The organism is Vibrio sp. SCSIO 43132 (assembly GCF_019904195.1).
In the GTDB taxonomy this organism is placed as follows: domain Bacteria; phylum Pseudomonadota; class Gammaproteobacteria; order Enterobacterales; family Vibrionaceae; genus Vibrio; species Vibrio nigripulchritudo.
On sequence record NZ_CP063200.1, the window covers coordinates 728271 to 741110 of the forward strand.

16 protein-coding genes are annotated in these 12840 nt (G+C 45.6%); 10 read left to right on the forward strand and 6 right to left on the reverse strand.

Annotated features, from left to right (window positions below; genetic code table 11):
* Positions 1 to 34: 34 nt before the first annotated feature.
* Positions 35 to 1306: an ABC transporter substrate-binding protein gene (locus INR79_RS21410; RefSeq protein ID WP_223099765.1), complete on the reverse strand. Its 1272-nt coding sequence runs from the start codon at positions 1304 to 1306 to the stop codon at positions 35 to 37.
* A gap of 295 nt (positions 1307 to 1601) precedes the next feature.
* Here INR79_RS21410 and INR79_RS21415 point away from each other — a divergent pair, with 295 nt between their 5' ends.
* Complete coding sequence (locus INR79_RS21415) at positions 1602 to 2798, forward strand: ROK family transcriptional regulator (protein WP_223099767.1); 1197 nt, start codon at positions 1602 to 1604, stop codon at positions 2796 to 2798.
* Positions 2799 to 2845: 47 nt separating this feature from the next.
* Positions 2846 to 3298 carry a GNAT family N-acetyltransferase gene (locus tag INR79_RS21420; RefSeq protein WP_223099769.1) on the forward strand — a complete coding sequence of 151 codons (453 nt, stop codon included), beginning with the start codon at positions 2846 to 2848 and terminating at the stop codon, positions 3296 to 3298.
* A gap of 40 nt (positions 3299 to 3338) precedes the next feature.
* Here the strand turns inward: INR79_RS21420 and INR79_RS21425 are convergent, their stop codons facing one another.
* Positions 3339 to 3812 carry a peroxiredoxin gene (locus tag INR79_RS21425; protein WP_022560969.1) on the reverse strand — a complete coding sequence of 158 codons (474 nt, stop codon included), beginning with the start codon at positions 3810 to 3812 and terminating at the stop codon, positions 3339 to 3341.
* 80 nt (positions 3813 to 3892) lie between these two features.
* A complete protein-coding gene (locus INR79_RS21430) occupies positions 3893 to 4558 on the reverse strand; it encodes a hypothetical protein (RefSeq protein WP_223099771.1) in 666 nt (221 codons plus the stop codon).
* 485 nt (positions 4559 to 5043) lie between these two features.
* Here INR79_RS21430 and INR79_RS21435 point away from each other — a divergent pair, with 485 nt between their 5' ends.
* From INR79_RS21435 to INR79_RS21455, 5 genes are all read left to right on the forward strand, one after another.
* Positions 5044 to 5688, forward strand: coding sequence for a hypothetical protein (locus INR79_RS21435; protein ID WP_223099773.1), 645 nt, complete (start codon positions 5044 to 5046; stop codon positions 5686 to 5688).
* Between the two features lie 44 nt (positions 5689 to 5732).
* Positions 5733 to 6638, forward strand: coding sequence for a zinc-dependent metalloprotease family protein (locus tag INR79_RS21440; RefSeq protein ID WP_223099775.1), 906 nt, complete (start codon positions 5733 to 5735; stop codon positions 6636 to 6638).
* A 269-nt stretch (positions 6639 to 6907) separates the two neighbouring features.
* Positions 6908 to 8449, forward strand: a complete 1542-nt coding sequence (locus INR79_RS21445) for a glutamate synthase-related protein (protein ID WP_223099777.1) — start codon at positions 6908 to 6910, stop codon at positions 8447 to 8449.
* A 383-nt stretch (positions 8450 to 8832) separates the two neighbouring features.
* Positions 8833 to 9180, forward strand: a complete 348-nt coding sequence (locus INR79_RS21450) for a RidA family protein (RefSeq protein WP_223099779.1) — start codon at positions 8833 to 8835, stop codon at positions 9178 to 9180.
* Positions 9181 to 9321: 141 nt separating this feature from the next.
* A complete protein-coding gene (locus INR79_RS21455) occupies positions 9322 to 9765 on the forward strand; it encodes an acyl-CoA thioesterase (protein ID WP_022590993.1) in 444 nt (147 codons plus the stop codon).
* 52 nt (positions 9766 to 9817) lie between these two features.
* On the opposite strand, the gene INR79_RS21460 is transcribed toward INR79_RS21455, so the two are convergent.
* The 3 genes from INR79_RS21460 to INR79_RS21470 form a co-directional block, all read right to left on the reverse strand.
* Positions 9818 to 10243, reverse strand: a complete 426-nt coding sequence (locus INR79_RS21460) for a VF530 family DNA-binding protein (RefSeq protein ID WP_223099781.1) — start codon at positions 10241 to 10243, stop codon at positions 9818 to 9820.
* 78 nt (positions 10244 to 10321) lie between these two features.
* Positions 10322 to 10759: a MarR family winged helix-turn-helix transcriptional regulator gene (locus INR79_RS21465; protein ID WP_004406978.1), complete on the reverse strand. Its 438-nt coding sequence runs from the start codon at positions 10757 to 10759 to the stop codon at positions 10322 to 10324.
* A 9-nt stretch (positions 10760 to 10768) separates the two neighbouring features.
* Positions 10769 to 11392: a cytochrome b/b6 domain-containing protein gene (locus INR79_RS21470; RefSeq protein ID WP_223099783.1), complete on the reverse strand. Its 624-nt coding sequence runs from the start codon at positions 11390 to 11392 to the stop codon at positions 10769 to 10771.
* Positions 11393 to 11504: 112 nt separating this feature from the next.
* Between INR79_RS21470 and INR79_RS21475 the strand changes: the two genes are divergently transcribed.
* From INR79_RS21475 to INR79_RS21485, 3 genes are all read left to right on the forward strand, one after another.
* Complete coding sequence (locus INR79_RS21475) at positions 11505 to 11711, forward strand: hypothetical protein (RefSeq protein ID WP_223099785.1); 207 nt, start codon at positions 11505 to 11507, stop codon at positions 11709 to 11711.
* An 11-nt stretch (positions 11712 to 11722) separates the two neighbouring features.
* Positions 11723 to 11950, forward strand: a complete 228-nt coding sequence (locus INR79_RS21480; RefSeq protein WP_223099787.1) for a cytochrome c — start codon at positions 11723 to 11725, stop codon at positions 11948 to 11950.
* A 95-nt stretch (positions 11951 to 12045) separates the two neighbouring features.
* A complete protein-coding gene (locus tag INR79_RS21485; RefSeq protein WP_200768425.1) occupies positions 12046 to 12729 on the forward strand; it encodes a hypothetical protein in 684 nt (227 codons plus the stop codon).
* Positions 12730 to 12840 lie beyond the last annotated feature (111 nt).

The window sequence follows — 12840 nt, forward strand, 5'->3', positions numbered from 1 at the left end:
CGAATTTCGCCCCTGCCGTTATTATGATTATGGGTTACCACTTACCACGACGCTTCAGGCGTTTCAGCTCGGCTTCCATTTCATCCAGCGCTTTCTCGGCACTGATGTCTCCTGCCAGAGCCTTATGCACTTTTGTCCAGATAGCGTTACTCACCCTGCTGTACTGGTCACCAGTAACTTGTGAAGGTCTGGCGACCACATTGGCGAACGAGGTTTGCATGTCTGCAAGAAACGGATTGGCGTTGAGGACATCGCTGTCTTTATAAAGCGCAGGTAACGTCGGGCTGTAGCTGGCTTCAATCGCGCGTCTCTTTTGCTCTTTCATACCTGTCAGATATTCCACCAGACTTACGGCAGTTTCTGGCGAGCGAGAGTACTTGGAAACCCCAAGCAGAGCGGTTCCGTAGCAGCCTGCATTGATGCCGTTAGCCGCACCTTTCGGAAGCGCCATTACACCAACTTTGTCTTTGATAACAGAGTCTTCAGAATTGGCGAGGCTCCATACGTAGGACCAGTTACGGTGGAACAAGGCATTGCCGTTCTGGAATACGCCACGTGAGGACTCTTCATCGTAGTTCAGAGTGCCCGGCGGGCTAATGGTGTTTATCCAGCCAGCGGCGGTGCTCAGTATTTCGCGATTGGCTGGCGTGTTTACGGTCACGTTGCCATCGCCGTCAATAATGGTGCCGCCATCCGTCGAACCGAACCACTCGATGGCATTACAGGTCAGCCCTTCATAAGAACGTCCTTGCCACGCATAGCCCCAGAAATCGGCATTGCCTGCCGCTCTTTCTTTCTTCTGAACATCCGAAGCGATTTTCGTCAGCTCCTGATAGGTGGCTGGTGGCTGGTGCCCGTATTTTTCCAGCAGGTCTTTGCGATAAAACAACATGCCTGTGTCCATGTACCAAGGAACAGAAAGGACTTTTCCATTCACTGTGGTACCGTCGACAGCCGCTTTAAAATGCTGATTCAGCGTGTCGGAAGAAACGTGTTCACGCATATCCAAAAGGTGGGATTTAAGTGCTCCCGGCCAGATGGTATCGAGAATCAGAACATCAATGTCTTTCGACTTAGAGACCAAAAGTTGTTGATAGAGCGGCAACACGTCGTCCCAGCTAGCGGGTAACGTGACCACATTTACGGTATTTCCTGTCTGTTTCGCCCAAGCATTTGTGCCATCCTTGCACAGCTGTAACTCCACTCCGGATGAACTACAAAACACTGTGACTTCTTCAGCTGATGCTTTAAGTGCAAGGCTGTTTGCCAGTACACCTAAAGCCAGTATGGGTATGAGCTTTTTCATATCACCTCCATGTGCTTCGTTATTAAATCCATTAAATGGAATTAAATGATAAAACTGTCATTATTGTATATTTTTTGATCGATTATTTGTGATCTCGGAATGGTTTAATTTCTTATAATGAGAAAAATCAGTCGGTTAAAATTTGGACGAATTTTTTATTCAACCGAATTGGTATCTGGGCATGATTCTGGACTTCTGGTAACGTGAAAAATCAGAGCATAAGAATATGCTTAATAAAACATGAGAGATCCTCAACGCGTATCTAAGAGGGCACAAAGGAAGCAAAGAGGCGGTTTTGAAAGGAAAGAATCACGTACAAACAAAGCGTTCTAATCTCAGTGTGGTGTTTGAAATCATACGCCAAAACCCTCGTATTAGCCGTGTTTCAGTGGCGCAAATGTCCGGTCTGCGCAATCAGACCATCACTAATCTGGTTCGTGAACTGATTCAGACGGGGTACGTTCTGGAAGTCGGTAAAGTTCAGGGCAAGCGGGGGCAGCCACAAACCTTACTGGAAGTGAACCCAGCCTCCTGTGTGTCTATCGGTTTGCAGATTGATCAAGGCTTCATCAGCGGAAGTCTGGTAGACCTGAATTTGGAAACGTTGGCAGAGCATCAGGTTGTGCTGGATAGCCTTGAACCCGCTTATGTTGTTTGCCAGCTTTCTGCACTGGTTGAAATGCTGATTCAGTGCGTTCCCGATTCCAGAAAAAGTATGATTGGAGTTGGCGTAGCCGTGGCAACGCTGGTCAAGGACGACACCGAGCGACATCTGGTTGGTGTAGAATGGGAGTCGTGGAACAAGTTTAACCTTACCGAGCAACTTAGCCAGAAGCTTGGCTACCCTGTGTATCTGGAAAATGATGCGACCTCTGCGGCAATTGGTCACAGTTTTGGAGGCGGTCGCGACCGGTTAGAGAACTTTATATACCTTTACATTGGCAATGGCTTAGGGGCTGGTATCATTACCAATAACCAGCCATACAAAGGGGCGTGGAGCAATGCAGGTGAAGTTGGTCGTATCCACTGGCACTGTTCTGGAGACGTGGAGTACATAGAAACCCATCTGTCGGTTCAGGCATTAAAAACCATGGTTAACTATTCGGGATCCGATATAGAACTGCCTGCCTTCATCGATCAAAACTGCCTACGCAGTAAAGCGTGTGAGAACTGGGTTGTTGAGTCAGCAAAGCGCCTTCGGTATGTCATCAATATTCTGGAAAACTTGTTTGAACCGGAAAGTATTGTGGTTGGAAGCCGGCTTTCTGGAGAGGTAATGGACCGTCTGGTGGATGCTACTTTGCCCCTGTTTCCGTCGATTTGTGAGCGTCATGAACGAACGCGAAAAAGGATCACTCTCAGCCATCATTCCGTGTCTGTAGGGGCGGCTTCATTGCCTTTGTTTGGGCTGTGTCACCCTGATCGACATGATCTCTTCGAGTGCTCGCACCAACTCCCTCCTACATTCAAAGTGGTTGATTTGGAAGAATAGATATAAATATGATAATGCTTACCTACTTAGCCAACACCTAAAATCGAATGAATACAGCGAACCAAATCAGACTCGTTTCTTTTCAGATTGAAGAATTTCCCAAGGCATACGCCATTTTCAAAGAATACATGAAGCCAGTGATTGATGACGCGCTAGGCTGGGATGAGGCGTTTCAATCTGACGGCTTTTTTAACCGTTTGAAGCCGGAATGGTGCTACTGGATAGAAAGTGAAGGGCACAACCTAGGTGTGGTGATTCACAAAACCACTGAGGAATCGGTTCATGTGCACTTTCTGGTGGTGTTTTCGCAAGCTCAGGGGAAGGGAATTGCGCAGCAGGCGATGAACCTGATTGAGCAAGATGCGATTTCAAAACAGCTTCCGGTGACCTTAAGTTGTTTTAAGAACAATATTGCCGCGTTGAATTTATATCAAGGGCTTGGTTTTAAGGACATTTCAGAGGATGAATTGTTTTTTGATATGAAAAAGCAGGTGGAATAAAAAGGCAGGAAACCCTGCCTTTGAAATACTTTGGGATAGATTACAGGCTTGCCAGGATGGTTTCTGCTTTGCTGCCTTCGAATGTTTTTGGAGGCTCTACATTCAATGTTGTCACCACACCATCTTCAATGATCATCGCGTAACGCTGAGAGCGTACTCCGCCGAATGATTCCGTATCCATTTCCAAACCAAGTGCTTTTGTAAATGATGCATCACCATCCGCCAGCATTTTGATTTCGCTAGCGTTCTGCGCATCGCCCCATGATTTCATTACAAATGCATCGTTTACTGAAACACACGCAATTAGATCGACACCTTTTGCTTTCAGCTGATCAGCGAGCACAACGTAACCCGGCAAGTGCGCTTCAGAGCATGTTGGTGTGAAAGCACCAGGTACCGCAAATAACACGACTTTTTTGCCTGCAAATAGCTCGGCTACATCGTGGTTAGTCATGCCATCTGCTGTCAGTTCGCTGAGTGAACCTGCTGGAAGCTTTTGTCCTTGTTCAATCATTACTTCATTCCTTTTTCATTGTATTGGGGGGATTGAGTGTACGCCGATTCAGGGGAGGTAAAAACACTCAGACTTTGAGGTTAATTGGATTGTGGCACCGAGTTATCATGCTCATTCAAAAAAGAGACTTCTGGGTACTCCACCCGATAACCCAAATCATCCAGAATGGCGACAGTGATTATCCCAATATTCTCTCCATTTGCGCCTACTTCATGAGTCAGTGGAGGAATCCTATTTCCGTTTTGGTCATAGCGAACAGGGTCATCAATCAGAACATGGTCATACAAATGGTCACCCGTGCGGGAAAAAGGCAAGCAAGGGTACTGGTTGTCGTAGAGGTGGTTGTACCATCTCACCGCCTGACTGTGCTCCAGACAATAGGCGGGTCCCCGCATAAGGGCGTTATCTTCAAGGTAGGCACCCGTTAAAATCCCGATTCCAAACACATGTGCCAGTTCGTGGCGCAGGGTGGTTTGATAGTCGGTGGGATCAAATTCGGGGTGATGTGTACGGGTATGTATTCGTATCGTTGCTGACTTTGGAAAAGCGGCATCCGCAATATCGACATATTCTTCAATAACAGCATCACCATCTGACTCGATGGCATCTGTTAATTCGAAGTGTATTGATATTGTATGATGAGAAATACCATCAACGGCTTTGACGTACTTTAGCCATTCCGAAGCCGCATCCAGATATCGGGTTTTATCGTATTCTGAAGCATTCTGAGAAAAACTCAGGTTCATGGTTATTCCCTCATTTTGGACGTGTTGATTAAGAGCACCAAAGCTACTGAATGAAAAAATGACACTGATAAAAGCGAGCAAGTGGCTCAGTTGTTTTAAAAGATTTCTACAAATCAGGCAGAGTAAAGGCTGAATATAAGTCATCTGTGGGCTTACTGTTTGAAAATCCATTTATTGAAAAGGATTATACAAATTTATCAGTAAAGTTATGTAAGGCTGTGTAACTGGCATTTCATTATTAAAATATAAGGAACGAGATAGGATAAAATTACGATTCTATTCACAACCTATTAATATTATGGAGAGAAAAAGAGACCGATTCTTGTCTTATATTTAAGAGCGAAAATGCTAACTCTGTACTATAAAAAACACTATTTTTAAAAAGTGTGACCTTCAACCAGAGAGTATTAATAAAACACATTTTTATTTTTCTAATTCGACACAGCTAAATTAATAATGCGTTCATCTTAGAAAGGGTGGATGCTATGAGCAAAATTATACTGTACTTTGTTTTGATTTTGGGTGTCGCCGCATTGGTCGTTATTGACGAGAAAGACGAAACTCAAGATCACCAAAAGGCAAAACAAAGCGTGGAAAGCAGTGATGGTACAGCACCATCTTCCCCTCCAAAAGAAACGAGCAATAACTTAAGCGATGGTACAACTGTCGTTATACATTCAGGGGTGAGTGTCGTTGAGTCAGCTGAATCTTCCTATGATTCAGAGCCCACTCAGGTGTCAGACCCTTGGTTTGAAGTGACGGATACGCTAACCATCGATAGTCTTAAGCCATTAAGTGAAGCCATTGAAACGTTGTTGGCTATTGAGTTTAAAGATATCGACGAACTGGCTGAACTTGCTTCTGGCGATAAGGTGAATCTCACTCTGCCTAACGGAGAAGGAATTTTAATCTCCGTTACACATGCCAAACAACAACCTAATCATATTAAAACCTGGTCAGGTATATTTGAAACACAGGGTTCTCAATTTCCCGTTGTATTTACTTTCGGTGAAAGCAATGTATTTGGATTTATCGGTCATCCTGATGCGGAATACAAAATAACGGGTATTAAAAATACCGCGTGGTTATACGAAGTTCCTACCGAACACTATTTTGAAGCCCCTCATTAACTATTTTCTAACTCAGACAACCCTCAAATAATAAAGGAAAAAGTATGTATAAATTAGGCATTGCTGCAGCCTTGGTGGCAGGAGTCTTTACGCCTGTTATTCACGCAAATGAAGCCCCTGTTCCCGTTACTACACAGATAGATCTGCTTGGCGTGTATACTCCGGGTTTAAAGAAACACTACAACGATGAGCCTGTAACTGCCATTCAGCACAGGGTGAATGTCGCGAACATGGTGTTTGAGATGAGTAAGGTGGACGTGAATGTCAATCTGGTTGGAACCATGGAAGCCAAATACGATGAAGGGGAAAGGCAGATCTCGCAGACAGATGCTTTAGGAGCCATAACACCCGATACCAAAGGTTACACCAACAAAGCGTTCAACAAGGTTGAAGGAAAACGTAAAGAACTGGGCGCTGATATGGTGACTTTGTTTCGCAATCTAAACGTGAATAACTCCCCCGATCACAGGAAGAAAAAGATCACCAAAGGAAACAAAACCTACACGTCTATTTCTACGAGCTGCGGAAGAGCCCATACGTTAAGGAAATACGAGCACGACAACGCCCCAGCGCTAGTGAAACGTAAGCTGTATAGCCACGTTTATACCAACGAGTGTAAAGACGATACCTTAGTACACGAGCTCGGACACAATATGGGGCTGTATCACGCGCGCGAACAATATTCAGGGAAACTGCCACACACCAATGGATATTCGTTCCCGGGAGCATACGGCTATGGCGTTGAAGGTCAGCTAGCGACTACCATGGCATACAACCACAAGTTTAAGGTGAGCAAAAGCACCTATACGTTTTCTAACCCAGATATCCAATGCAATGGGGTTCCCTGTGGTCTGAAAGACGTCGCCAATGCGGTGAAAACCCTTCGCTATACGGCGCCATTGGTTGCCAAAGTAATGACAAGACCTGTTCCTCAGCCTCAGATAAATTAAAAACTTCCTGATTCCATCTTGCTACATTCAAGTGCGGGTTGTGCCCGCACTTTTTCAATTCAACGAATTTGGTTACTTATCAAATTACCCGTTTCCAACTAATAAAACACTCAACCTCCTACATTCGAATGTTCATTTCCTCTAAGCCTACCTATATTTTCATTAGAGCTTACAGCGAATGCTGATGAGCTTTTAAAAACAATAAGGCGACCCCGTTTGTGCTGTCGGAGGTTAGCCAATATGACACTGGAAACAACAAGGAAAATCTGATGAGCAAGCCGATAGTAGCTGATAATAAGCCGATCAAAGTCGATCTCAAAAAAGGAGACGATTACTACTTCTGCGCCTGCGGGCGTTCCAAAAACCAGCCGTTTTGCGACGGCTCACACGCAGGGACAGACTTCAAACCAAAACATTTTACGGCTGAAAATGATGGAGATGCCTACCTGTGCCAATGCAAGCACACCGCCAATGCACCGTTTTGCGATGGCAGCCATAAGCAGTTTACCGCTGAGCAGGTAGGTCAGGAAGGGCCAGGAGTTCAGATTCAGGCTGGGTCAGCACCAACTGCGTCTGCAACCAAAGAAGAACCCACAGTGGAATTCATTCACCAGTTGGCAAGAGAAGGGCTGTCGAAACTTGGTCATCATGGTCCCATGACGTCTATGGGGGTGCCGAGATACCAATTGCCACACTGGGATGATTTACAGGTAATGGTGGCGCAAATGGCCACGAAGCCACTTCTGGAAGATGTGGCAGTAAATACCGAACTGGTCATAGGTCCTGAAACTAAAAAGCCTCTGACCTTAAAGATACCGCTATTTGTCTCGGACATGAGCTTTGGTGCGCTTTCAGAAGAAGCCAAAGTGTCGTTGGCAACCGGCGCTGAACTGGCTGGAACGGGTATCTGTTCTGGCGAGGGTGGCATGTTGCCAGAAGAGCAGGCAGCCAACTCTCGCTATTTTTATGAACTTGCGAGTGCGGGTTTCGGATACAAAGAAGAATTGCTCACCAAGGTACAGGCATTTCATTTCAAAGGTGGACAAGGTGCAAAAACAGGCACTGGAGGACACCTTCCCGGCACCAAAAACATTGGTAAGATCTCGCAGGTTAGGGGGATTCCGGAAGGGGAGTCTGCTATCTCGCCTCCAACCTTTAAAGATTTGAATTCTGCAAAGGATTTCAAAAAATTTGCCGATCGAGTGCGTGAAGTCAGTGGCGGCATTCCCATCGGATTTAAGCTGAGCGCCAACCATATCGAGAAAGACATCCAGTTCGCACTGGATGCCAGCGCAGACTACATCATTTTAGATGGGCGAGGCGGTGGCACAGGCGCTGCACCAGAAATGTTCCGGGATCATATCAGTGTGCCTACCATTCCGGCGCTAGCCCGAGCGCGTCGCTACCTTGACCAGCAGGGAGCAAGTGGGCGTGTCACCTTAATTATCACTGGCGGCTTAAGAGTCCCTATGGACTTTGTTAAAGCCATGGCGCTTGGTGCGGATGGTATTGCGGTATCCAACAGCGCAATGCAGTCCATTGGCTGTGTGGCAGCGCGCATGTGTAACACCAATAATTGCCCCGCAGGGATAGCGACACAAAAAGCGGATCTGCGACAGCGATTAAATGTTGCCAAAGCATCGAACCAGTTGAAGAACTTCTTTGAAGCCTCAACAGAACTGATGCAGGTAATGGCGCGAGCTTGTGGACATCACTCCTTGAGTCAATTTAACAAAGAAGACTTAGCCACCTGGCATCGTGAGATGGCGCAGCTTTCTGGGGTGAGGTATTCAGGATTTGAGTCCATTTAACCTCAGGAGCGAAACAGAATGCCCATCGAATCATTCGATGGGCATTTTTATAAAATGCTATTATACCCAAGTCACCTCAAGATACTTGGTTCAGCGAGAATTAACTGGCTTTTCAGACAAGACACCGATTTGAAGATCTAGTGGTTCTAAATCAAGAATCGGTAACGCATATGAAAGCCAGTTAAACTCGCCCTTGGGAGCCCATGTTCTGTCTCATTTCATCGTCAAAGAACTTGGAAAGGACGGGTCATTCCGCTGCGCTCTTTTCCTTGAACTGAAACAGAATATGAGGCTCTGAATCCTGCATCTTGAGGTCACTTGGGTATATATTCTTAGGTATAATCCCAACCTTTTCAGAAAGTAAAGTCAGAAGGGAACACAAGGTGATTGAAAGAAAGCGTGGTATTTATCAAGGAAGAAACAAGTCTTCCGCATACAAAGATCTGGTCTGGACGGTTGCTACGTCCTCCGATACGTCGTTGGATATTGTTGGTCAGACTCAGCTTACGTTAGATACCATTCAGAACAATCTGAACGAACTCGACAGTGACAAAACGCAGATTGTGTCGGCGCAAGTTTATATCGCGAATATGGCTGACAAACCCCTAATGGATAAGGTGTGGTGTGACTGGATGGGTGAGAACCCAGATCACTGGCCTCAAAGAGCGTGCTTAGGTGTCGACTTGGAAGGGGATGTGCTCATTGAAGTAACGGTGACAGCAGTCAGATAACCAGATATAGCCACTCGAAATTCCAATTAGCGCCCAATCTTATTATTGGGCGTTTTTGTGCCAACCTTCAAATATCCAGCCGCAGTCTTTATCTGAAAACAGGGTATATTGAATAGCTGTTCTATTCCAAGGAAGGTAGAAATGGAAACATTACTCAAAGAATTTCCCACCGTAACCGAAATACAAGTCGCGTGGGGAGAAATGGACGCTCTTCAGCACGTGAATAACGTCGTTTATTTTCGCTATTTCGAAACCGCAAGATTGGATTACTTCAAAAAGATTGGTCTGCTTGTTGATATTCAGCAGTCTCAGATTGGTCCGGTATTGAGCGAAACGCAATGTCGCTACAAGCTTCCGGTTACGTTTCCAGATACGCTTTGGATTGGTAGCCGGGTAATTGATCTTCAGGAAGACCGCTTCACCAAGGAATATCACGCGTTTAGCGAAAAGTGGGGAAAGATAGCCACTATCGGTAAGGCGACTTGCGTGATGTTTGATTTTAAGAACAACACGAAAACCCGCATTCCGGACAACATCAGGGACTCTATATTGTCGGTGGAAAGTGAAGTGGGAAATACACTCTAAAACCTGTGGCAAGTAAAAAAGCGAACTCCATTTGAAGTTCGCTTTTTCTATGTTAATCGCGTGGACGGCGTCTGTTTTTATTTTGCCCAGAAGATCGGGCTTTGTGGGCTGAAGCTGCCTTAGCCTGAGACTTTAGAATGGACTCGACTGTCAGCTCCATGGGCTCTTTTGGATCCAGCCCATGTCTGAATGTGCGAGCGCGCGGCGGAAGTTGATACTCTTCTTCTGAAGCGCGAGGCATTCGCTTAAAGCGATACAGATAAAAGTTTTCTACCTTCTCCCTCGCCCAGTCTGTCTTTTTTAAGTACTTAACGCTGCTGGCAATGGAAGGCTTGGTGTGAAAACAGTTAAAGCGCATCGCAGCGTCTAAAATATCCCATCCGTAGAAGTCCACCAGCTCCTGCAACATGGTTTCCATTTTTAAACCATGGAGCGGGTTATTTTTTTGAAGTTCGATTCTTTCTTCTTCAGTCATCATAGCGATTTACCTGTTCATACGGACTTGGGTGGCGCATGGTGTCACGGCTTTGTTTTCTTGTCACCAATTTAAATGAATTTACTTATTCGCAAACCCAACCATCACTTTGGTGAGTAAGCGAATCAGTTCCTGTTGTTCATTCTGTTCCAGGTGAGAAAGGGCACCCTGATTAACTTGATGCGCTAAAGGCTGAAGTGTGTCTTTAAGCTTTCTGCCTTCTTCAGTCAGATAAATCCGATAAGATCTCCGACTGTTTGGATCCGCTTGTCTTTCCACCCACCCTCGATCTTCAAGTTTATCTAGGGTTCGCGTTGTGGTGGAATTCTCGATACGGGATTTGTCAGAAAGCTCTCGCTGAGTCACGCCTTCCTGCTCCCACAGACACATCATCGTTGGCCAAAAGCTTTTGGGGAAATCATGTTTTGCCAGCTCTTGTTCAAGCATCTTAGCCATGTGTGATGCGACGACGTTTACTTTCCAACCAAAACTTTTCTCACGTTCAAATGTTTCGCTCATTGTTATCTCTTATGCAAATGCAACTGTTGCAATGGTAACGGAAATTGCAAGCACTAGCACCATTAACGCACGAGTATTCGACGCAAAATAGAGGCTTGTGTTCGCGCTGATTTGTTTTTGAACCCCGGTGACCATCGCCCAAGTCAATGGCGTGCCTTTGAGTTTGTAGATAAGAACAGCACCAACATGAAAAGCGATCAAACCTGGAAGTAAGTTCGCTCCGATCATGTGCAGTTGCTCAACGATCATGAACACTTCCTCGGTTAGCAAATTTCCGACGATGGGCATTTCGTCCAACATACCCGCAATTGTCATTCCAGAAATACACTGGAAAAGTAAGGCAGAAAGCATCACCACCACCATCCACCCTCCGGCTGGGTTATGGCCTAACGACGCAGATTTGCCCGATTTTAGGTAGTTCATAACGGCTTTAGGCGAGGCAATAAACTGGCGAAATCGACTGGTTTGACTGCCAGCGATTCCCCACAAAACACGCCATACCAGTAATGTGAATAGTGCCAACCCTAGCTGGACATGAGGTCCATTTCCCGAGAACCCTGAACCCATTAAGGCTACAAAAAGCAGAGCCTGAAGCCAGTGATAGATGCGTGTTGGTAAGTCCCAGATTTTCATAACTCGTTTCCTCTTTCTTTGTTGTGCCACTAATAATTTAAAATGCAACTATTGCAAATGCAATAGTTGTTGTGTAAATTGTTTCCATTCCAAAGATAAGAGGGGTGTTTAAATGGTGAGAGCGTCTAACAAAATGGCATTAACGGTAATGACAGGGTTGATGCTAACTGTGCCAACTTGGGTGCAAGCGGGTCATCAAGACTGGATTACTATCCGGCAAGAAGCCTTTGAGTTGATCGAAAAACAAACCGATCAGGTGGCGGCACTTCTCAGAAAAAGATTGGCAAGCGGTTTTGGAGGTGAGCGAGCAACTGGCTGAAAACAGCGTCGATGTTAAAAGACGCGTTTCCGCCAGAGAGCCAAGCCGGAAGTAAAGCGAAAGATTCGGTCTGGACTAAACCCGAAAAATTCCATTCATTAATGCACGACTTTGGAGAAGGGTACGCAACTCTTCTTTCCGCAAGTAAAGAACAAAATTTGTCGTTAGCGGAGCAGGGACTGAATCAGGCAGAGAAGACCTGTCGTGCCTGCCACAGAAGCTATCGATCACGTTGGTAGGCAACATGTTCCCACTTATCGTGGGAGATCGGTGCTCTCGTTTACCTTTGTACTCAACGAGGTGACCGAAAACATTACAACTATGAGGTAATGCAATGAAAATTATGATTAAAGCGATCGTTTTGGTAGGCGCAATGCTGTCAGCTTTTACCGTATATGCAGTGGACTTTGGGGTAGAGCTGAAATGGAACACACAGGATCAAGACAAAGTCCTGAAAGCCATGCCGGAACAGAAAGAAGCATTTGGGCAGCTTATTAAAAAGGGCTCGATTAAAGACATGTACATCTACGAAAGTGAGATAGATGGAAAACCGACCAGACTTATCAGGTTTGTTATCAGCGGGGACAGTGAAAAACAGGTGCGGAATACTCTAGAGAAGCTGCCACTGTACAAACAGAATCTGGTCAAGATAGTTGATGTTCTTCCTTTGGGATCCAAATGGCTGGATAAGACCCCTCTGGTATACAACTACGGAATTACCATGACCTGGAAAGAGGGGATTGACCCTGCTGAAATAGACCGTGTTCTGGGCATCGACCTGCAACGCGTCGTAAGCCTGAATCAAGCCGGATTTCTAACCTCTGCGTATCTGAATACGCAAGAAGTGAGCAAGGGTGTGACTCGTCCGGTTTACCATGTGGCATTCATCGCTCAAGATGAAGCTCATGTAAAAGAGCTTTCCAAGCAATTTGAAGCCATTCGCATGGGCTATGCTGAAATTCAGGTTCAACCTTTGGGTAATAAAGTGAACCTCGACAATCTGGTCGGCAGCCAATAACAGGATAGATAAGGCAGCGAAGCTGCCTTTTTTCACTAGAAACCAACGACAAAAGTTGATCGGTTAGAAGTCGCGAGCGTATTAAGAAGGGTGCACACTTTTTCGCTAATT